Annotated in this window: 16 protein-coding genes; 5 read left to right on the top strand and 11 right to left on the bottom strand. The window is 43.8% G+C overall.

Translation table 11 applies throughout. The features are described 5' to 3' along the window. Positions 1-14: 14 nt before the first annotated feature. Positions 15-2,060, bottom strand: a complete 2,046-nt coding sequence (locus tag JMX82_RS01050; RefSeq protein ID WP_045452155.1) for a BCCT family transporter — start codon at positions 2,058-2,060, stop codon at positions 15-17. A 319-nt stretch (positions 2,061-2,379) separates the two neighbouring features. Further along, positions 2,380-2,820: an HIT family protein gene (locus JMX82_RS01045; protein WP_201538990.1), complete on the bottom strand. Its 441-nt coding sequence runs from the start codon at positions 2,818-2,820 to the stop codon at positions 2,380-2,382. Positions 2,821-3,045: 225 nt separating this feature from the next. Here JMX82_RS01045 and JMX82_RS01040 point away from each other — a divergent pair, with 225 nt between their 5' ends. From JMX82_RS01040 to JMX82_RS01030, 3 genes are all read left to right on the top strand, one after another. After that, positions 3,046-3,840, top strand: coding sequence for a hypothetical protein (locus JMX82_RS01040; protein ID WP_201538989.1), 795 nt, complete (start codon positions 3,046-3,048; stop codon positions 3,838-3,840). 205 nt (positions 3,841-4,045) lie between these two features. Next, positions 4,046-5,932 carry a dihydroxy-acid dehydratase gene (gene ilvD / locus JMX82_RS01035; protein ID WP_201538988.1) on the top strand — a complete coding sequence of 629 codons (1,887 nt, stop codon included), beginning with the start codon at positions 4,046-4,048 and terminating at the stop codon, positions 5,930-5,932. A gap of 209 nt (positions 5,933-6,141) precedes the next feature. Beyond that, positions 6,142-7,389, top strand: a complete 1,248-nt coding sequence (locus JMX82_RS01030; protein ID WP_201538987.1) for a cation:proton antiporter — start codon at positions 6,142-6,144, stop codon at positions 7,387-7,389. Positions 7,390-7,407: 18 nt separating this feature from the next. On the opposite strand, the gene JMX82_RS01025 is transcribed toward JMX82_RS01030, so the two are convergent. From JMX82_RS01025 to JMX82_RS01010, 4 genes are all read right to left on the bottom strand, one after another. Then, a complete protein-coding gene (locus JMX82_RS01025) occupies positions 7,408-8,823 on the bottom strand; it encodes a serine hydrolase domain-containing protein (RefSeq protein ID WP_201538986.1) in 1,416 nt (471 codons plus the stop codon). Positions 8,824-9,084: 261 nt separating this feature from the next. Continuing rightward, positions 9,085-9,627, bottom strand: coding sequence for a beta-lactamase hydrolase domain-containing protein (locus JMX82_RS01020; protein ID WP_201538985.1), 543 nt, complete (start codon positions 9,625-9,627; stop codon positions 9,085-9,087). Positions 9,628-9,803: 176 nt separating this feature from the next. Next, entirely contained in the window at positions 9,804-10,721 is a 918-nt protein-coding gene (locus JMX82_RS01015) for a MaoC family dehydratase (protein WP_198330652.1), read from the bottom strand. Between the two features lie 360 nt (positions 10,722-11,081). Beyond that, complete coding sequence (locus JMX82_RS01010; RefSeq protein WP_201538984.1) at positions 11,082-12,482, bottom strand: 3-oxoacyl-ACP reductase; 1,401 nt, start codon at positions 12,480-12,482, stop codon at positions 11,082-11,084. A 577-nt stretch (positions 12,483-13,059) separates the two neighbouring features. Between JMX82_RS01010 and JMX82_RS01005 the strand changes: the two genes are divergently transcribed. Both JMX82_RS01005 and ppk2 read left to right on the top strand, forming a co-directional pair. Beyond that, positions 13,060-14,619 carry an acetyl-CoA C-acetyltransferase gene (locus JMX82_RS01005; RefSeq protein ID WP_201538983.1) on the top strand — a complete coding sequence of 520 codons (1,560 nt, stop codon included), beginning with the start codon at positions 13,060-13,062 and terminating at the stop codon, positions 14,617-14,619. Positions 14,620-14,867: 248 nt separating this feature from the next. Next, on the top strand, positions 14,868-15,881 hold the full coding sequence (gene ppk2, locus JMX82_RS01000) for a polyphosphate kinase 2 (protein WP_228139068.1): 1,014 nt from the start codon (positions 14,868-14,870) through the stop codon (positions 15,879-15,881). Between the two features lie 294 nt (positions 15,882-16,175). Here ppk2 and JMX82_RS00995 read toward each other — a convergent pair whose 3' ends face one another. From JMX82_RS00995 to msbA, 5 genes are all read right to left on the bottom strand, one after another. Continuing rightward, entirely contained in the window at positions 16,176-16,523 is a 348-nt protein-coding gene (locus JMX82_RS00995; RefSeq protein WP_045446052.1) for a PilZ domain-containing protein, read from the bottom strand. A gap of 55 nt (positions 16,524-16,578) precedes the next feature. Continuing rightward, positions 16,579-17,715 carry a DNA polymerase III subunit delta' gene (locus JMX82_RS00990; protein WP_201538982.1) on the bottom strand — a complete coding sequence of 379 codons (1,137 nt, stop codon included), beginning with the start codon at positions 17,713-17,715 and terminating at the stop codon, positions 16,579-16,581. 84 nt (positions 17,716-17,799) lie between these two features. Further along, on the bottom strand, positions 17,800-18,612 hold the full coding sequence (gene kdsB / locus JMX82_RS00985) for a 3-deoxy-manno-octulosonate cytidylyltransferase (protein WP_201538981.1): 813 nt from the start codon (positions 18,610-18,612) through the stop codon (positions 17,800-17,802). 37 nt (positions 18,613-18,649) lie between these two features. Then, positions 18,650-19,789: a tetraacyldisaccharide 4'-kinase gene (gene lpxK / locus JMX82_RS00980; protein WP_201538980.1), complete on the bottom strand. Its 1,140-nt coding sequence runs from the start codon at positions 19,787-19,789 to the stop codon at positions 18,650-18,652. Between the two features lie 85 nt (positions 19,790-19,874). After that, entirely contained in the window at positions 19,875-21,662 is a 1,788-nt protein-coding gene (gene msbA / locus JMX82_RS00975) for a lipid A export permease/ATP-binding protein MsbA (protein ID WP_227676242.1), read from the bottom strand. Between the last annotated feature and the right edge of the window lie 79 nt (positions 21,663-21,741).

Genomic DNA, 21,741 nt, shown 5'->3' with positions numbered 1-21,741 from the left:
TCAACAGCACACCCTTACTTATCAAACACACTGCCCTGCTCTAGTGTGATGTCCTCATCATGCTCCTGCATACGCCACGGCAAACTATCTGGCGACACATTTAAGAAGTGTAGATATTTTTCGAACTGATCAATAATATCGTTAATCACCGACTCTGATTGATAGCCATATAAATCATAGGTTTGACCGCCACGACGCAAATATACCTCAGCACGATGATGGTGCTCTTGTGGTAATTCATTGGCCATATCTTCCGTATAATAGTCAGGAATTTCATGCTCTGACAAACGAACTTCATACCAGAACTCTACATTGTCACCGCGTCTCAATTCCAATACAGCACGGTTATTAACCTCATCATAATTCACATCAGGCAACCAGCCTGTTTCGGCAAATTTCTCTGCCACCTCATGCATCGATGATAAAACCGTACCTTTGATATAACCCAGCACTTTATCTCGCGTTGGTTGATTGGTGATATAGTCAATACGATCACGCCATGCGTCGAGCTTAAGTAGATGCGGCGGCAGATGGTTGTCATTGGCTAGGCTTTGATTGCGATGTCCTTCAATACGTAGTGCACGCCACATACCAAATGTCGAAATCAATATAATGATTGCAAACGGTAAAGCACTAACGATAGCTGCTGTTTGTAGTGCACTCAGACCGCCTGCGATAAGTAAAACCGCTGCGACCGCCCCCTCGGTGACCACCCAAAACGAGCGCTGCCACCAAGGCGTATCACTACGCCCACCCGCAGCGAGCGAGTCAATCACTAATGACCCTGAATCTGATGACGTCACAAAAAAAGTAATAATTAACAGTACTGTCAATGATGAGACAATCTGCGTAAATGGTAAATTCTCTAGCAATTTAAATAACGCAATCGCTTGGTTGTTTTGCACCTCACTAATCAAGGCGTCGTAACCATCAACCATAATCATATGCAGTGCCGTATCGCCAAACACTGAAAACCAAAAGAAGGTAAATAGCGTTGGCACTAACATGACGCCCAGTACAAACTCACGAATGGTACGACCGCGACTGATTTTGGCAATGAACAGACCCACAAAAGGCGCCCAAGCAATCGTCCATGCAAAAATAAATAGTGTCCAACTACCGATCCAATCACTCGATTGATACGCTTGCAAGCTAAAAGTACGCTCAACGATATTGCCCAGATAGCTGCCCGTATTTTCCATAAAAGCATTGAGAATAAAAATCGACGGACCAACGATAAAGACAAATAGCATGAGTGCCGTTGCCAATACCATATTTAAGATAGACAAGCGCTTGACGCCTTTGTCCATACCTGCCAGCACGGATACCAAGGCAGCTGCAGTCACTAGTGCGATGATAATAACCTGCACCGTCGTATTAACTGGCACCATCTCTGGTAGCAAATAATTTAGACCCGCGTTAATTTGCGCCACCGATAGACCCAAGCTGGTGGCGATACCAAACATCGTGCCCACGATCGCAAACACATCAACGGTATGTCCAATAGGGCCATAGATTTTGTCGCCGATTAATGGATATAGCGTTGAGCGTACCGACAATGGCAAGCCATGACGAAAAGAGAAATACGCCAGCGACAAACCTACTACACCATAAATCGCCCAAATATGAAAACCCCAATGAAAATAGGCAATTTGCATGGCTTCTTTAGCAGCTTCAATCGTCTGCGGCGTGGAAAGTGGCGGACTGGCAAAATGCAATACGGGCTCTGCTACGCCATAAAACAGCAAGGCTATGCCGTAGCCTGCGGAGAATAGCATGGCGAACCATTCCAGAAACTTATACTCAGCCTCCGCATGGTCAGGGCCCAATTTAATACTGCCATAAGGCGAAAATGCCAAGGCGATAATAAACATCAAAAATATGGCGACTGCCAACATATAAAACCAGCCGAAAGTGTCGGTGGTAAATGCCAACACTTTGCTGAACAGCTCGCCAGCAGCGTCAGGGTTGATGGCTGTACCGATCACCAATAACAGCATAATCGCTGCTGCCGGTACAAAAACCGGCAACAAAATAGTGGAGCGAGGTAATTTACTCATAGAAAGTGATATCCCCAAAAAGTAGCAATGAAAAATAATCTTCGATATAAAGATTAATAATCAGAAGGAGCAGTGCCTTTTTTATAAAAAGTGACTCACAAAGGCGAAAATGCATCAGTTGTTATTAAATAAATACAATTTTTATCACACTATGTTCAAAAACCCCAGACAAGCGCCCAACTTGTAACATGACTTTAACGATTGTTACATGACTATTACCAAGTAATAAAAAAGGCCGCTTGTTAGCGACCTTTTTATTTTGTTCTGGAACAATTTACGTTTTGCTTGTTAATTCGACAGACATCTCGTTTTTTTATTATTAAATAGTAATGGCAGCAGCAAGTTGCTTTGCCATTTCAGCCAGTTCTGTGTGATCAGCTTGGGTCACTGCATGGCGACCGAGCTCATGAATACTCGATGGAATGAGATGTACATGGTAATGAAAAACGGTTTGACCCGCTTCGCTACCATTTAATTGCATCTGAATAATGCCTTCACGCGCAAATACTTGACGCTGTGCTTGCATGACCTTTTTAGCGGTCATTAACACCGCGGCGGCATACTCTGGTTCAAGGTCTGCCAAATCAACGGCTTTTTGCTTAGGAATCACCAGCACATGCCCCTCTGCTTGTGGCATGATATCCATAAAGGCAAGAGTTTTATCATCTTCATAGACTTTGTGATAGGGGATGTCACCGTTTAGCATTTTGGCAAAGATATTGTTATCGTCATACGCGGCTTGCTCATTGGCTTGGGTCATTATTTTTTCCTTTACTTGTTTGATTATTGGTTGCTCGACAGCTTTTAGAAGGGATGGAATAGCCTGTAATATAGTGGACGAAATGTCGTTTAAGCACAAGTTGCTATAGCACTCGTTATTAAAAATTAGCAATACATAAGCTAATCGCGGTAGCTCACTAATTTGGTTGGCGAGTCAGGCGCTTTAAATGTTATATTAACCCTCTACTTTAACAACGCTACGTTTATGGATTCGTCTATTTTGCCGACTCAATCAAATATGAGTAACATTTATACAGAACCTGCTCAAGCAGCGCAAACGTCTGTCACAGCTGGCTCTGTATTCAATAATGAAAAACAACCAAGCAGCGCTGAGACTGAAAATGAGACTCAAGCCCCCACTCAAAGCATTGAACCTAACGCGCTCATTCTGGCCGAAGCACTAAGCGACAAGACGATTGGTTGGAAAATACACAATTGCAAAATAACTAAAAAGACGGTCACACAGGATTTACCACTACCGTTCTTATATCATTACGACAGTTTAAATGATGCGATTAAGCAAGCGAATCCGCTCACACCCGCCCTCCTGTCACAGTTCAATACGCCCATGAGCGCTCATGAAGCAGCCAAGCTGATTGGTATTAACGAAGCACTAATAAGCAGCCCTTGGCATGTCAAAATCATCGGGTCATTGGTGGTGTTTAGCGAAGCGCTGCAGTTAGCCGTACGCTTGCATTGGACCAATACGGGCAAAGACACCCAACAACTTTATACCCAGAATGAAGCAGATGCTATTACAGCCGCTTTTAAAGATTGGCAGTTTTTTGGTCGTATCGATGTACTCTACAAAAATAATAAGCAAACCTTAATCAGTATAGATGAACAAGCTGAAGGCAATGAGCAACTACTTCGTATTGAAGCAAACGCTGATTATCAATGCTTGCCAGCGACTCATGCGTTAGTGGTTATCGCTAAATTGGAAGCGGACAAAACAGAGCTGCCTTGGTTTGAGGCGGCGATAGTAGAGCGCGTCGAATAACACCTTATTTTCCACATACTTACGATGTTATGACTACTATTGACTTGGCATTATCAATGAATAGTTTTCAGTGATTCATATCTAATGGTATGGTAACGACCTAGTATTATTCACTAGTCCTCGCATTTTATAAAAAGCACACTATCAATATTAAAGTTGAGGGTGCACATTTTCACAAACCTCGCCTATTTGTAAGGAATATCACATGGATTATCGCTCAAAAACCTCTACTGGCGGCCGTAATATGGCAGGCGCGCGCGCATTATGGCGTGCAACTGGCATGACTGATGGCGACTTTGGTAAACCAATCATTGCGATTGCCAACTCATTTACCCAGTTCGTACCTGGCCATGTGCATCTAAAAGACTTGGGGCAACTGGTCGCACGTGAAATTGAACAAGCAGGCGGCGTGGCTAAAGAGTTCAATACCATTGCGGTCGATGATGGTATTGCCATGGGTCATAGCGGTATGTTGTACTCACTGCCAAGTCGCGATTTGATTGCCGACTCGGTCGAATATATGGTCAATGCCCATTGTGCAGATGCCTTAGTTTGTATCTCTAACTGCGATAAAATAACGCCGGGTATGCTGATGGCAGCCATGCGCCTCAATATCCCAGTAGTGTTTATTTCAGGTGGCCCAATGGAAGCGGGCAAAATCTTAGCCAGTACCGTTGGTAAGAGCCATAATACCGATGGTAGTGACAGTAGTGCGATTCGTAAGCTTGATCTTGTCGATGCGATGATGGATGCCGCTGATGATAGCATTAGTGATGCAGATGTAGCCGCTATCGAAGCCTCAGCCTGCCCAACTTGTGGTTCATGCTCTGGTATGTTTACTGCTAACTCAATGAACTGCTTAACCGAAGCGTTGGGCTTGGCATTACCGGGTAATGGCTCACTATTGGCAACTCATTCATTGCGTCGTGAGCTATTTTTAGAAGCAGGACGCACCATTGTCTCACTTGCCAAACGTCGCTATGAGCAAGATGATGATTCAGTATTGCCACGCTCAATCGCGAGCAAAGCCGCTTTCGAAAACGCAATGACCTTAGATATCGCGATGGGTGGCTCAACCAATACTATTTTGCATCTGTTAGCGGCTGCTAACGAAGCAGAAGTCGATTTCAAAATGTCAGATATCGATCGTCTAAGTCGCGGTGTACCTTGCCTTGCAAAAGTCGCCCCTGCCTCGCAGAAATACCACATGGAAGATGTGCATCGTGCTGGCGGTGTCTTTGCGTTATTGGCCGAGCTTGATCGTGCTGGATTACTGAAGACTGACGTACCGACCATCCATAGTCCAACGATGAAAGCTGCAATTGATAAGTGGGACATCATGAATCCTGATAATCAAGAGGCTCGCGCACGCTTCCTTGCAGCACCGGGTGGCATACGTACCACTGAGGCATTTTCGCAATCAAAAGAATGGTCAAACCTCGACGTCAACCGTGAGTCAGGTTGTATCCGTAGTGCCCAACATGCCTATTCTACAGATGGTGGTTTGGCCGTATTGTATGGCAATATCGCTGAGCGTGGCTGTGTAGTCAAAACCGCAGGTGTGGATGACAGCATTCTAGTCTTTACTGGTCGTGCTCGTCTATTTGAGTCACAAGATGATGCTGTCGCTGCGGTATTGGCCGACGAGATCGTGGCAGGTGATGTGGTTATCATCCGTTATGAAGGACCTAAAGGCGGTCCTGGTATGCAAGAGATGCTCTATCCAACGACTTACCTCAAGTCAAAAGGCTTGGGTAAAGAATGCGCCCTACTCACCGATGGTCGTTTCTCTGGTGGTACCTCAGGCCTATCAATCGGTCATGCCAGCCCAGAAGCAGCGGAAGGCGGCGCAATTGGTCTGGTTGAAGAAGGCGATACCATCCATATCGACATTCCTAATCGTACGATTAACATGCAAGTCAGTGATGCCGATTTGGCCACTCGCCGCGAAGCGATGGAAGCTCGTGGCCGCGATGCGTGGAAGCCTGTAAGCCGTGACCGTCATGTGACCCCTGCGCTACGTGCCTATGCTGCCATGACTACCAGTGCCGATACCGGTGCGGTACGTGACGTGAGTCAAGTTGAGCGCTGAGCCTTCAATTATTAATTGTTAAAGTATATTGGTAAAAATCTATTAAGCCTGCGCTATGCAGGCTTTTTTTTCACCAAAAAACAACGCATATGTCGTTTTGATAACGATTTTTTGCGGTAATCATTATTTTTTAGCGTCATTATAATGGACTAGTAAATATAGCCTTATTCTAACTTTTTAAGATAAACATAACAGCGTGCACCTACCTTATGATTGAAAACTACAATTTATTTTTATTGGTCTGCGGTATCGCTTTTCTACTGGGGGCGTTGTTCCCCATTATATTTAAGCGCACGCCTATCTCTTTGCCTATGTTGCAGGTCAGCTTTGGGCTGCTGATGGGGTACTGGTGGACGACCTTATCATTTTTAGACCCTATGAATAACGGCTTAATTATCGAAAAATTAACCGAAATTGTGGTGCTCGTATCCTTGGTTGGTGCTGGTATCAAAATTGATACGAAGCTGTCTTGGCAATTGTGGCGACCGACCGTGCGTCTGTTGCTTATTACCATGCCGATTGGCATCTTTGCGATGGCGGTGCTAGGCTACTATGCATTTGGTCTCAGTCTGGGAGCCGCTATATTGCTGGGCGCAGTACTGGCTCCAACCGATCCCGTATTGGCTTCTAGTATTCAAGTAGGGCCACCCAACACAGGTCGCGAAGACACACCGCGCTTTACTTTGACGTCAGAAGCAGGATTGAATGACGGACTGGCTTTCCCATTTGTTTATTTGGCCATAAAAATAGCGGAAGCTTTTAGCCAAGGCAATCCCTTTACCCTCGAGATGCTCTGGTCATGGTTCACTCATGATGTCTTATGGAAAATTGGTGCAGGGCTGGTAGTTGGGATTGTCGTTGGTAAAATTATGGCCAAGCTGGTATTTTCAAAATATAGCCAAAACACTACTATTTCTCAAGGATATGTGGTCATTGCGCTAACGTTAGTGGCTTATGGACTTGCCGAATTTGTACATAGTTATGGCTTTATCGCTGTATTTATCGCTGCATTTGCCTTTCGTCGCTCAGAGCATGAGCACAGCTATCACCACAAGCTCCATGATTTTGCAGAACAATCAGAAGGCTTACTCATGTCTCTAGTGCTGGTCACTTTCGGCATGTTTCTTGGTCAAGGATTGCAATCGGGCGTTGAGCTGACATGGCGTGTTTACATCGTCAGCTTCACCTTCCTCTTGTTGATACGTCCCATTGGTGGGTTTATTGCTTTATCAGGACTAAACATGCCACACACTGAAAAATATGCCATCTCTGCTTTGGGCATCCGTGGTATTGGTACGCTATATTATTTATCTTATGCGCTCAACCAAGGTTTTTTCGGTGATGAAGATGCGCTTAAACTGTGGGTCGTCTGTTCAATTGTCATTTTGGCGTCAATCTTTATCCATGGTCTTAGCGCCACAAGGTTACTTAAAATGACGCCGAATAAATCACATTAACCTTATCGATAGAGCTATCTAGCGTTTTGAAAGCTCTGAATCGATTAAGTTAAGTACCGCTTCCGTTAGTGCAAACTGACGGACATCATTCAGCATCGTGGTGTCAAAATTATGGATAAAGGCAAATGACAACTGACGCTCTGGGTCACACCAAGCTACTGAACCGTTATAGCCCATATGCCCAAATCCTTGCTTGTTTGCATCAACTTTTTCACTGTCTGTATGCTGACAAAGACTCAATAACCGATGATAACCCAAGCGCCAATCCATGTTTGCTGGCATGACGGCATCTATCCCTGTGACTTGCAGTTTGGATAGTTGCTCAAAAGTGGCGCTATTAATAAACGTGTGTCCTTGCCATGTTCCGCCGTTGGCTAACATCGCATAGATGGTGGCCAATGCCTGAGCTGAAGCGACACCATTTGCTGCTGGAATAATGGCCTGTAGTGTCTCACGACTGTGATAATCGATCGCTTGTTTGCCAGCAGGTATGAGTGCCGCCTTATAATTTTTTAGATTAAGCTGACTGGTATTGAAGTACAAACGATTAATATGAGCCGTGTCTAATATCGGTAAAGTATTTTGCTCATCATCTGAACTTAGGTCTGCCGCTTTGCCATCCATTAAAGCTTGCTGCTGCCAGCAAGCATAACTATGTAGATTGGCATAAGTACGTAAAGTATTTTGTGAATCGGCTTTTAGGGTTGGTTTATGACGTTTATTACGCAGTTGTGAGCCAGCCTCATTTGATGCTTCGAAGTCTTTGGCGAGTCTTGCTACTTGGTTGACTTTATTCTTTGGTACACCAAAATAGCAACTGTCAGCAATACCTAAAGGCTCAGTGAGATAATGGCGCAATGCCTCAGCTAAAGACATTTCAGTAACGGCTTCTATCAGACCGCCCAACACCCAACCATAGACCAGAGCACTATAAGCGCTGTCATATAGCTCGCCATGGTCTGGTGCTGTTATCGGCATCGCGGCAACTTTATTGAGCATTTGATCCCAATCAAGCAAAGTTTCGCTATCCGCATCGATACTCTGAATTGAGAATAAGTTGGCTTGATGCGACATCACGCTACGTAGTGTAATATTCCCTTTATTCTGTGCAGAAAATGCAGGCCAATAATGGGCAATAGGTTGGTCATAATCAAGCATCTGCTGCGAAACCAATATATGTACGAGCGTCGCCAATACACCTTTACCCGTCGAAAAGTTAATCGCCAAAGTATCAGGCTGCCATGGCATCTCTGGACGTGCCATCCCCACACTCGCCTGTGCAATGCATTCTCCTGCCTGATAGACAACCACGGCACCACCAGCTGGTGCATCATCAAGCTGTAAGTCGGTGAGTATTTGTTGCAAACGTTGTTGCAACGTTATATTTATCTGATGATCAAAAATCTGCGTGGTTTTATTATTATTATCGATCATGGCTACCCTGCTCCATTTCTATAAAACAGCTAAACGGTAAAAAACTATTTAGCCCCTGATATTAAGTGTTCATATGATAAAAAATACATTATTTGCTAAGGCGTAACTGTTCAGTATCTCAATACTAACTCGTTATTTTTTCGTTTGCTTAGGGCGTATCCTCATTTTAAAAATAACAACGCGCCTTAATAAAAAAGGCAACCTAGTGGTCGCCTCTCTGTCATGCAATGCCGCTTAATAATACGTTGTCATCTTTATGTCTTAGCGCGGTACCAACAGACGATTATGAACTTCTTGCTCAAGCTTCGTTAATCCATGACTGCGCCCACGTTCCATAGCGGTGTCCATTTTACGTCCACGTAGCCATCCTGCGCGTAGCGCCATTGCGGCACCCACTCTATTGCCTGAGCCACAATGCACTGCTGTTTTTTTGCCATGATGTTGGCGCAATATATTATCAAATGCCAATATATTAAGCTGCTTTAAGTCTGCAGCACCATTAATAGGCAGATGCTCATAGTGCATGCCAGCTCGCTCGACCGCTGCGGCTTCATCAAAGCTCAATTCATCATCTGGCTGTAAGTTAATCACTAACTCAACCCCTGATTTCGCTAAGGCAACCACTTTTTCGTCATTGAGTGCACCGCATACAATGGTAGTGTCATCAGGACGAAAATAAGGCTCAAGAATAGTACTAAGATCAACACCATTGTCTAAAACGCTATTGCCAGCATTCGATACTGTGTCAATAGCTACTGAATGATTCAGTTGATCTGGGTTTGGTACGGCGGTATGTGAAGTCATAATTATAAATTTGTTCGTTATATTTACTATGGTCAATTCCAGTTAAAATAAGTACAAAGCAACCGCGTGTCGATGTATAAGCAATACTTCAAGCGAGGTTAACGCTATTACTTTTCTATCACGAATCGACCATATTGAGATATTTTTTAGTTAAATGACAGTTGTTCTACTGGCTTTTATTCATTGCCACTCTGTAATTTAACCGTACCTGCCAAATGCGGCTTGTCATTTTTAGAGCTAAATAAGCCAAACTCACAGGTATCGTCTGTGTCTTCAAGTGCAGCCACCGGATCAGCGATAAGCTCTACTTCGGCTGGCAAAAAGATAGGCAGTTTAAATGACACATCAACCGTACAAGCATCCGGCAACTCGTCCATCATAGCAAGGCATTTGGCCTTTGACCACATGCCGTGAGCAATCGCTTTAGGAAAGCCAAACGCACGCGCAGATAATGGATGGAGATGAATGAGGTTAAAGTCACCTGAAACAAAAGCATAACGACGACCGATATCTTCTGGCACTTCAAAGATACTATGCACGCCTTCTGGATTGACTGATGGCTTGACCGTTATTGGACGTGGAGTGCTTTTTTTGTCTTTGCTGCTGATGGGTTTTTTGCTGCGTGATAGATACGTCGAAGTACCTTCCCAAATCACCTTATCTTCTGACTTGACCGTCGTCACAAAATCAAACTGCTGACCCTGAGCATGGTCACGCAAATTATCAAAGGTGACTGACATAGCAACCGTTTCACGCTCACCGATAGGACGATACTGAGTCACACTATTATCGACGTGCACTAGACCCAACATAGCAAATGGAAATGGCTCTTTGACCATCATATTCATTTGCAGTGTTTGAGACAGCACTGAAAAGTAAGTAATAGGTACTTTGCCATTATCTGCAAAACCACAAATTTTACGATAATCGTTTAAGTTACTTTGGTCAATGTGCAAATCGTCCACATAGTAAGTCGCTTGCGGCAATTGGTCTTTACTGATTTTGCCATTATTACCAATAGGCAATAAACTTTTAACGATATTGGCATAGGTCGTATGCGCTTTCGGCAACGCATCATAATGTTTGTCTGACATAATAAATCCTAAGTGGGGCTTGAGCAAATTTTCTTGGTGTATCTAAAGATGCTATGACATTGTTGGTTACAGCCTATCATTGAGCAATGCCACCAGTATTATGCCTAAATTAGGCACAATTCATAGGCGTGGTTTTAGACAATGTAAGCAACTCTCACAGCAAAAAACAATTTGGCTACTGGTTCTCTGTGTTTTTATCATAAAAAAGCCACCCTTGGGCAGCTTTATTACGATTTATGAGCAATTTTTTCGTAAGCATATGTGAGGAAAATTAAAAATACTGATTAATATCAACCATTTATCATCATCTAAATCATCATTTACACTTACTTATAATTGACACTTACTTATAAAGTGATATTAAGCACCCAATAAGCTTTGACCACAAACGCGAACGATGTTGCCATTTAAGCCACCAGAAGCAGGTGATGCAAACCATGCGATGGTCTCAGCCACGTCTACTGGCAAGCCGCCTTGGCTCATAGAGTTCATACGGCGACCCGCTTCACGAATAGCAAATGGAATGGCTTCGGTCATTTGCGTTTCAATAAACCCTGGAGCAACAGCGTTGATCGTCATGCCTTTGGCATTGTCTTCTAACTGCTTGGCAGTGGCATTCACCAAACCAATCACCCCTGCTTTAGAGGTGGCATAGTTGGTTTGACCCAAGTTGCCAGCGATACCTGAAATCGATGACACACAAACGATACGTGCATTGTCTTTTAATACGTCGTTGTCTAGCAAATAGCGGTTCAGCCTAGCAATACTACCTAGGTTAATATTAATAACCATGTCCCACTTTTTCTCGTCCATGTTTGCCAATGTCTTATCACGAGTGACGCCAGCATTATGGATGATTGAATCTAATCCGCCACGCTTTTGTGCAGCTTCGGCGATTTGTTTGCCAGCGTCATCACTGGTGATGTCGACGGTCAATACTGAGCCACTAATTTCGCTAGCGACTTTTTGTAGGTCTGCTTGCTGCTGCGGTACATCAAGGCAGATAACGTGAGCGCCTTCGCGAGCCAATACACGAGCAATTGCTTCACCAATACCGCGGCTTGCGCCAGTCACCAGCATGGTTTTACCGCCAAGAGGCTGTGTCCAATCGACATCAACATTGCTACCTTTACTAACGCGTACGACTTGTCCTGAGACATAAGCTGAACGAGCAGAGGTGAAAAAGCGTAAAGTCGAATCTAGGTTTTGCTCTGCGCCGTCTTCTACATAAATAAGCTGTGCCGTAATACCGCGTTTGAACTCTTTACCGACAGACTTCACAAAGCCTTCAAGCGCACGCTGAGCCAAAGCTGTATCAATATCAGTGATATTTTCTGGTGGGCGGCCAATGATAATGACGCGACCAGACTTTTCTACACGACGAGCCACAGTATGGAAGAACTCATACACTTCTTTTAATTGATCGGCATTGCTAATATTGCTGGCATCAAACAACAATACTTTAAATTTATCATCGCCGCCCGTATTGGCTTTTGCTTCGACGCCTGCATCAGCAAGGGCATCTTTGATATCATCACTGCTGTTTACATAAACATCAGCATGTACGTCTGACAAAATTCGCGCAACAGACTCACTGACGCTTTTATTATCGCCATTAGCACGACCAACCAATACGCTACCACGTACTAAAGGCTCACCGCTTTCGAAGCGATCAAGGGTAACAGGTAACGGTAAACCCAAATTTTTGGCCACTTTTTTGCCAATAGAAGACTGAACAAAATCACCATAACGGTCTGACATAATATAATCCCTATAACGAACGGTTAGAATAATAGTAATAAATGTAATGTGCCTATTATATAGACTCAATAACCTCATAATTATTGATATTTAGTAAATGAGTCTAAAGCTGGCCTAACTATACACTGCCATCTTAGACAAGTCCAAAAACCGATAATGTCTACAACAATCTGTAAACAACTCAGTATACAAGACGGTCACTTTTTCTGGATTTAAAAATCACCACATTGTGCTAAAATCAGACCTATAAGTTATAGCAAATGAAATTATCGATAACAATATATTATCAAATCTATCGTTATGCAATGCCAATAATCGATACTAGCCAGTCTACGAAAGTCATATTGATATCTTTCAAAGCTGATACCGACCTTAGATAAGCGTCACATAGTTTGCCAAAGATATACAGTAAGGTCGTAAAAACGTCTTATCATAAACAGTTATGCTGCGTAATAAGTGATAATATTTGCTTCTTGTTTATTTTCGATTATTGAATTTTTTAATATAATCATTTTTATTATTAGTTTTACTATTGTTACCCTCTTTTCTTCTGCCCATATTTTTTAAGGATAATATTATGAGTAATAAAAACAATCACCCTGATAGCCCTGTTGTTGAAAGCACAGTGGTAAAAGCCAGTGCGTCAAAATCTACTGATAATAAATCAGACAGCGCCAAAACAGAAACGGCTGTTAAAAAAGCTAAAAGCACGACAGCTACAGACACGTCTAATAAAGAGTCTTCTAGTAATAATGAGTCTTCTAGCACCACAGAAGCAAATGATAAATCACCAGATTCTACTACGAAAAAGCCAACATCTGCTGCCAAAAAAACCAGCAAAACCAAAGCCGTTGCTGGTCAAAATCGTGTGGCTATCTTAGGTGGCAACCGTATTCCATTTGCACGCTCGAACGGTTCATACGCTGACGTTAGCAACACCGACATGTTGACAGCTGCATTAGATGGCTTGATTGAACGCTATAATCTACAAGACGAAGTGTTGGGTGAAGTGGTATCTGGTGCCGTCATGAAACTAAGCCGTGACATCAACCTAACTCGCGAAGCCACGCTTAACACAGCGCTCAACCCACATACGCCAACTTACGATATCTCACAAGCTTGCGGTACTGGCTTGCAAGCGACTTTTGCTTCTGCCAATAAAATCGCACTGGGTCTTATCGATTCAGCAATTACTGGCGGCGTAGACACGACCTCTGATGCACCGATCGCGATTGGTGATGGTCTACGTAAAGTACTGATCAAACTGGGCGCGGCTAAAGACAACAAACAACGCCTAAAAGCGTTAATGGGTCTAAATCCAAAAGACTTAATCGATTCGCCACAAAATGGTGAGCCACGTACTGGCCTATCAATGGGCGATCATCAAGCCATCACCACACTTGAGTGGAATATCAGCCGCGAAGCACAAGATGAGCTTGCTTTTAACAGTCATCAAAACCTAGCGCGCGCTTATGATGAAGGATTCTTTGACGACCTAATCACTCCATACAAAGGTCTGACGCGCGATAACAACTTGCGCCCTGATACCACTTTGGAAAAACTGGCTAAATTAAAGCCTGTGTTTGGTAAAAAGAACGCCAAGCCAACGATGACAGCAGCCAACTCTACACCTTTAACTGATGGTGCCTCTTGTGTCCTATTGGGAACCGATGAGTGGGCAAAAGAGCGTGGTCTTAAGCCATTGGCTTATATCGTTCATCAAGAAACGGCCGCCGTTGATTTCATTGGTAAATCTGGCACCACAGAAGGCCTATTAATGGCACCTGCTTATGCCGTACCGCGTATGCTTGAGCGTGCAGGTCTAACACTACAAGATTTCGATTTTTATGAAATCCATGAAGCCTTTGCATCACAAGTGTTATCAACACTAGCTGCTTGGGAAGATGAAAAGTTCTGTGAAGAGCGTCTAGGACTAGATGCACCATTAGGCTCTATCGATCGTAGCAAGCTGAACGTTAATGGCTCGTCGTTAGCTGCGGGTCATCCATTTGCCGCAACGGGCGGTCGTATCCTAGCCACTGCAGCGAAGCTATTGGATCAAAAAGGCTCAGGTCGTGCACTAATCTCTATCTGTGCAGCTGGTGGTCAGGGCGTGACTTGTATCTTAGAGAAATAACTCTTTGACTGCTATTATTTGATTGCTATTACCAGTCAATAGTTAGCACGAATACTTTAAAGCACTCTTTAATCGATGGATTAGAGGGTGCTTTTTTATGCTCATTTACTACTCAAAACTGGATATTAGTCATGGTCTTGCTAACAACACAATAATGAAACGTAGCCAACGCATAGCTCTATCGGTAGTTATGCTAAAGTAAGAGGATAACCAATAAAAATCATAACAACACTGATTAGGAGTTTTTTATGGGTAAGATACCTTCGTCCATCAATCCCAAATCCCTTACGCCACAAGAGCGTCAGGAACTTAGCTCACCTGAGCAACACAGTTTTATCGAGCGTATGGATAAGGAGGTTTTTAATGATCAGTTGCGTCGTAAGATGCACGAAGACCTCATCGATACTTATGATGAAGAGCTAGAAAATGAGATAGATGATTATGTGCGTGACTTTCGTTTTGATGGGCGCGAAATGAGTGAGCAAGAAAGACTTGATCGTCGTATGTACTTTCAAGAGTTGGTAAGGCTACAGCGCGAGCTTATTAAGTTGCAAGACTGGGTCGTTGATCGCGGTGAGCGTATCGTTGTCATATTTGAGGGTCGTGACTCAGCGGGTAAAGGTGGCGCTATCAAGCGTATCACGCAGCGCTTAAACCCTCGTGTGTGTCGAGTGGCTGCCCTACCTGCACCGACGGAACGTGAGCAATCACAATGGTATTTTCAGCGTTATGTCGCCCACTTGCCTGCTGCTGGTGAGATTGTTCTGTTTGACCGCAGTTGGTATAACCGTGTGGGGGTTGAGCGTGTGATGGGTTTTTGTACCGATGCACAGTATGAAGAATTTTTTCAGTCGGTGCCTGAGTTTGAACGCATGCTAGTACGCTCAGGTATTCGCTTGGTGAAGTACTGGTTTTCGATCACTGATGATGAGCAGCATTCACGCTTTATGAGCCGTATTCATGACCCGCTCAAGCAATGGAAGCTCTCAGCCATGGACTTACAGTCACGCCGCCGTTGGGAAGACTATACCAAGGCTAAAGAGACCATGTTTGAGCGAACGCATATCCCGGAAGCACCTTGGTGGGTGGTTGAAGGTAACAATAAAAAACGCGCAAGGCTAAACTGTATTGCTCATTTACTCGAACAAATTCCTTATAAGGAAGTGCCACGTGATGAGGTAGAATTACCCGATCGTAAACGTGATGACGAATACTACCGTGAGCCTATTCCAGATGATATGTATGTGCCACCGCGCTATTAAAAGATATGCTAATTTTATGTAGGCCGTGTCCTCAATTTAATCGATTGTCCTCTAAATTGGCTAAAAATGGCTACATTTTACCAAGGATAGTCAAACAGCTTATTGATATCTCGATATTATTTGCATTACCTTCATTGTTTGACGGCAATTTTTATCACTATTTTTAAAATGAGGACACGCCCTAGTCTTATACTCATAAAAAAAAGCCGCCTTATCGATATATAAGGTGGCTTTTTTTATACTGTTTATTTAATAATAGTCGTCTAACACTTATCAAAACCATTATAAGTACAATTACATGGTATACGTGGACTGCAAACCATCTATTTTACCCGCCAATAATCGCTCAACTTCGTTTTTAATTCTTTGACCTGCAATATCAGTTCCAATCTGTACCGCAAAACCTGCCGGTCGACCACCTTGCGTTTTGGCGTTAATCCAAACCACTTTGCCATTCATAGGCAAACGCTCGCTAGAATTGGGTAAAGTGATGGCGATAAATACCTCGTTACCTAGCTGCTGAGCGTCATTGGATGGCACAAATAATGCGCCATTACTGACAAAGGACAAGTAGCTGGCATATAACATTTCGATATTTTCAATGTGGCAGGTTAATATCCCGCCGCGTCCTGGCATGGCCATAGTCAGATTCCTTCATTAAGTTTGGTATTTTTATTTGCTATCAAGGCAGATTTTCTTATAAACAAGCCAATTCTTGCATTAGCTTATCATAGGCAAATTTTTCTTGCACATTTTGTTGCAGAGCGATTTTTGTCTGCTGTAAGCTATTAGAAAAAAGTGCTAGGCCATTATTATCAGGTGGATACTTTTCTAAGGCAGCGGATAGATTGACGTCTTTTTGAAGCTCATTGAGACCTAAGCAAATACGGCGCATATCAAGTAGCATCAGCTCAGACAGCTGAATAAATTCTGTGATACTCAGTTGGTTTTGCCAATAGTCACTGGCTGCCACACTACTACGTTTACCACTACGCAATGCCTGCCACGTCGTCAACCATAGCGCACGTTTGCTATACCATGGCGCTTGTGCCGTGGCTATCGCTGCCAAAGGTGCGCCATTCGCTAATTGGATAAGCTGCTCAATCGCAGCCGTACCGACCGCTTCACGATTGACCGTAGAGCCAAGTGCCTGTGTCACATAGTCAACGGCGATTACAGGCTGAATGGTCTGTAATGGCAACTGCTGCACCCGACTTTTAATAGTGGGCAGTAATTGTGCTGGAGTATCGCTGATCAAAAATAAATGGACTTGAGCTTGTGGTTCTTCTAAGGTTTTGAGTAGCGCATTGGCCGCGGCAATCGTCATTTGCTCTGCATGGTCTAACACACAGATACGCATTCCTTGACCACCTTGGTAGATAAAAGGCTGCAAGTTACGGATATCATCCACTTTAATCTTAAGAGCACTGTTATTGGCTGTTTTGGATGATTTTTTATCCTTTGCAGCGTTACTTAGTTTCTCTTTATTATCAGCATTGTCGGCACTGATTGGCATACTGATCAGTGGCAATACCTGTAAGCTTGGATGCGTGCCAGATCTTAGCCATTGGCAACTTTCGCACGCGCCGCAAGCCCCTGTGGGATGACTATCACGCTCACGGCATAACAACCAAGCGACCAAACGCCATACAAAAGCCCGCTTGCCCATACCTTGCATACCAGCAGCTAATAGTGCATGTGGCAAAGATTGCTGTGATGTCAAAACTCGCTTGGTCAATTGCGACCACAGATTTTGCTGCCATGGCAATAACGTGGCGAAATAAATGTGGTCTGTAGTATCCATTGTGCCTGTATTTTGCGTCTTATCACTCATAGCTAACGTCCTATAACTTCGCTTGATTATTCAGGATATAGCGTGTTCATGACGCTTTAGGTGAAATATTTTTGCTTAGGCTATTCATCCAATGGGGTTCTGAAATTCAGTCAAGCTCATGGCATTTAAGCGGTCTAAATCTTCTTGGGTATCGACCCCTGCAGGTAGCTGACAAGCGGCAACTGCAATAGCAATCTGCGCTCCATTTTCTAAAACGCGTAACTGCTCTAGGCTTTCAAGTGTCTCAAGTGGCGTTTGCGGCCAATGCACAAACTGCTGTAATAAACGGACGCGATAAGCATATAACCCTAAATGACGATAAGCATTTTTTGGTGGGTTTCTATCACCATCATTGGACAATACGACATCACGATCACAAGGAATGGGCGCTCGGCTAAAATAAAGCGCACGTTGCAAGTCATTAGCGTGTTGACTGACAACCTTGACCACTGATGAACGCATAAAGGTCTCATAGTCGTCGATAGGCTCACACAAGGTCGCCATCACGCTATCACTGTCTGCGACCAAAAGCGCCTTTACCTGCTCCAATAACAACGGTGGCACTAACGGTTCATCGCCTTGCATGTTGACCACGATATCATGGTCAGCCCATCCTTTGATAGCGGCAACTTCTGCCAAACGATCAGTGCCTGAAGCATGCTCGCTACTGGTCATCACCACATCAAACCCTGCATCCGTGCATACCTTGGCAATATCGTCATCATCCGTGGCAATACACATATCATCAGCGAAGTGCGCTGTTTGCGCCTTTTCAGCAACCCAAAGAATCATCGGCTTACCATGTATCTCTAGTAATGGCTTGCCGGGCAGCCTTGTGCTTTTAAAACGAGCAGGGATAACAATGTGAGTTTTGGCGGGCATAATCACTGACGACATGGGGTTTCCTATAGCAATTTTTATACGGTTTAAAGCATCATCTATTATTTGCTTTGGTACTGTTATTGGTACTGTTATCGTTTGCGATATCAATACCTAGCTTTTTTAGCTGCTGCTGCAGATTATCATAACAGCTGTCAGAGAGTTCGGCAGTTACTGGCAGCACCCATAGTCTGTTTATCAGCGTTTGATACTCATCATTTAACGCTTTATCAGTAGTGGCTTTCGATAGCAATGCTCTTATTTTTACCGCATCTTTACTGGTGACTACGATTGGATATTCGGTATATTGCAACAATTCCGCCAACTCAAAATCATAATGATCAGGATAAGCATGTCTAACGACATCGAAGCCTAGCGAATTTAAAGTATTAAAGAACCGCTGCGGATAACCAATACCGCTCACCGCATGCACTCTACAACCCTTTTTAGGCGCATCAATTTGAGAATAAGATAAAGTAGGTTGCCATAAGAGTTGCAGAGCATCCGCTTCTAGATGCATTGTCAAACGATAGGCTCTGTACAGATTGCTGTTATCTTTGTTGTTGTCCACTGAATCTGTTGTTAGTGGTTCATGGTAGATGACAGTTGCACCCTGCAACCGCGACATGGGTTCACGTAAAAACCCTGTTGGCAAGAGCTGTTGATTACCAAAGCCCCGTGCTGAATCGACCACAATCCATTCAATGTCACGTTGCAGTGCATAATGCTGCAAGCCATCGTCGGCAATAATGAATTGCAAGTCAGGATGGGCAGCTAACAAGGTCATAATTGCTTGCTTACGATCAGGACATACTGCCATGGGTGCATTTGTCATATTGACAATCAAACAAGGCTCATCCCCTACCACGTTGGGCAAACTGGCGGCATCGACTAAAGCTGGCATTTGACTGGTATCGCCACCGTAACCACGGCTGATAACCCCTACCTTTATTCCGCGTTCTTGCAAATAATCAACCAAGGCAATAATCAATGGTGTTTTGCCACTACCGCCCACGCTAATATTGCCGATCACCATAACGGGAACAGGCGCACGATAACTTGCTAACAGCCCAGCTTTATAAGCTTGACGACGCAGCGTGGTGATAAGTCCGTACAACCAACTAATAGGTAGCAATAGCCATAGCCAAGCGGCTTGACGTTGCCAGGCACGCGTCACTGTCGTTTCAATACTCATGATAATTGACTACTTACCTATTCAGCTAAACTTGAACTTAGCACGATTTGAACGACAAAGCGGCTCAAAAAATAGTCCGATAATTTTATTCAAAGTCGCGTTCATACATTTGCGCATAATGACCTTGCAATTGCATAAGCTCATCGTGCGTGCCCAACTCGACGATTTGACCGCTGTCTAACACGGCGATACGATCGGCTGATTCAATGGTGGTCAGTCGATGTGCAATGACTAATGTGGTACGATCTTTCATCACATTATCAAGCGCTTGCTGAATGTAATACTCTGATTCATTGTCTAACGCACTGGTTGCTTCATCTAAAATTAAAATCGGCGCATCTTTTAATAGCGCACGAGCAATCGATAAGCGCTGACGCTGCCCGCCAGACAGCTGCAAACCTTCAGCACCGATTTCACTTTGATAGCCGTTTGGCATTTTCATAATAAAATCATGAGCAAAGGCATCTTTTGCGGCACGCTCAACCTCAGCTTGGGTTTTACTGGCTAAGCCACCATAAGCAATATTGTTAAATACCGTGGTATTGAACAGGACTACTTGTTGATTGACCATCGCAATCTGCGCCCGTAAGCTCTCAAGCTTAATGTCTTCAATCGGTATACCATCCAAGGTAATTTGCCCAGAAGAGGTCGATAAGGTGCGCGTCAATAAATTTACTAAAGATGACTTACCAGCACCACTTCGCCCTACCAATGCAACCGTCTCACCCGCTCTTACCTCTAACGTAAAGTCACGCAAAGCAACCGTTGAGTCAGGATAAACCAGACTGACATTATCCAGCTTGATTTCGCCCGTCAAAGCAGGGCTAAGCACACCAGTATCTGATTCTTCTGGCTCATCTAACAAGGCAAAAATAGACTCACCTGCCGCGATACCTTTTTGCAGTTTTTGATTGATGTCAGTCAATGAGCGTACCGGCTTACTGAGCAAACCTGCAGCCGCGATATATGAGATAAACTCACCCGCTGAGATATTGTCTATCACCGATGGGCGTAGTGCGAGCCACACCACAACTGACATGGCGACAGCCATTAGCAGCTGTACTGCTGGCGTATTGATACTGTTGGTCACCACGACCTTCATGCCTTGGCGTAAGTTCTTTTTTGATGTTTTATCGAAGCGTGCGGCTTCGTATGCTTGACCGCCATAGTTTTTGACAACCTGATAGCCACCAATCACTTCATTGGTAATATGGCTGACATCACCCATCGTCTCTTGTATACCTTTAGACAACTTTAGATAACGCTTTGAGGCGATGCGAATAAGCCACAATATTGGCGGTAGCACAACGAATAAAATCAACGTCAAACGCCAATTGCTATAAAGCAAGAAACCTATCAAAGCGACGACTGTCAGACCATCACGCAGTAGCGTCTTCATAGAGTCTGTACTAGCTGCGGTGACTTGCTCAACATCAAATATCAGCTTGGATGAAATGGTACCAGCAGGATTGGCTAAGTAAAAAGAGCTTGGCAGACGAAGCAATTTATTAAAGACTTCCACTCGCAGCTCATATACCAAATTACGTGAGACCAGAGCAGAATAGTAATTACCCAAAAAGCTACCAACACCGCGGGCAAAAAACAGACCAATGATCAATAATGGAAATAAATCCTGTTTGCTTTGATCGTTCTGATTAATGGCATCGGTGATGTATTGAAGTAATTTGGCAATCCAAATCTCTGTCGCCGCATTAATCGCAAAGCCCAAAACAGTAAGCATTAATGCCCACCAGTATGGTTTTAAATAACTCAGCAAACGCAGTAAGGTCTTATGCTTAGGTATGTTTGACGACTCTGCTGATAGTTTTTTAGCAGCAGTTTTTGCAGAGTCAGGTTGATATGCTTGGCTCATAAAAGCCTCAATTTGGGGTTCATAATATGAATGGACTGCGTTAAAATCACAGTTTTATAAGAGCATCTATCAATGGCAC

The organism is Psychrobacter sp. 1044 (assembly GCF_904846525.1).
Lineage (GTDB): Bacteria > Pseudomonadota > Gammaproteobacteria > Pseudomonadales > Moraxellaceae > Psychrobacter.
The sequence above is the reverse complement of the archived record's forward strand: the minus strand, read 5'-3'. Positions and strand labels throughout refer to the sequence as shown.

Excerpts from the sequence above, each read along its gene's own strand:
- JMX82_RS01050 (WP_045452155.1), bottom strand. The coding sequence starts at position 2,060 with ATGAGTAAATTACCTCGCTCCACTATTTTGTTGCCGGTTTTTGTACCG.
- JMX82_RS01045 (WP_201538990.1), bottom strand. The coding sequence starts at position 2,820 with ATGACCCAAGCCAATGAGCAAGCCGCGTATGACGATAACAATATCTTT.
- JMX82_RS01040 (WP_201538989.1), top strand. The coding sequence starts at position 3,046 with ATGGATTCGTCTATTTTGCCGACTCAATCAAATATGAGTAACATTTAT.
- ilvD (WP_201538988.1), top strand. The coding sequence starts at position 4,046 with ATGGATTATCGCTCAAAAACCTCTACTGGCGGCCGTAATATGGCAGGC.
- JMX82_RS01030 (WP_201538987.1), top strand. The coding sequence starts at position 6,142 with ATGATTGAAAACTACAATTTATTTTTATTGGTCTGCGGTATCGCTTTT.
- JMX82_RS01025 (WP_201538986.1), bottom strand. The coding sequence starts at position 8,823 with ATGATCGATAATAATAATAAAACCACGCAGATTTTTGATCATCAGATA.
- JMX82_RS01020 (WP_201538985.1), bottom strand. The coding sequence starts at position 9,627 with ATGACTTCACATACCGCCGTACCAAACCCAGATCAACTGAATCATTCA.
- JMX82_RS01015 (WP_198330652.1), bottom strand. The coding sequence starts at position 10,721 with ATGTCAGACAAACATTATGATGCGTTGCCGAAAGCGCATACGACCTAT.
- JMX82_RS01010 (WP_201538984.1), bottom strand. The coding sequence starts at position 12,482 with ATGTCAGACCGTTATGGTGATTTTGTTCAGTCTTCTATTGGCAAAAAA.
- JMX82_RS01005 (WP_201538983.1), top strand. The coding sequence starts at position 13,060 with ATGAGTAATAAAAACAATCACCCTGATAGCCCTGTTGTTGAAAGCACA.
- ppk2 (WP_228139068.1), top strand. The coding sequence starts at position 14,868 with ATGGGTAAGATACCTTCGTCCATCAATCCCAAATCCCTTACGCCACAA.
- JMX82_RS00995 (WP_045446052.1), bottom strand. The coding sequence starts at position 16,523 with ATGGCCATGCCAGGACGCGGCGGGATATTAACCTGCCACATTGAAAAT.
- JMX82_RS00990 (WP_201538982.1), bottom strand. The coding sequence starts at position 17,715 with ATGAGTGATAAGACGCAAAATACAGGCACAATGGATACTACAGACCAC.
- kdsB (WP_201538981.1), bottom strand. The coding sequence starts at position 18,612 with ATGTCGTCAGTGATTATGCCCGCCAAAACTCACATTGTTATCCCTGCT.
- lpxK (WP_201538980.1), bottom strand. The coding sequence starts at position 19,789 with ATGAGTATTGAAACGACAGTGACGCGTGCCTGGCAACGTCAAGCCGCT.
- msbA (WP_227676242.1), bottom strand. The coding sequence starts at position 21,662 with ATGAGCCAAGCATATCAACCTGACTCTGCAAAAACTGCTGCTAAAAAA.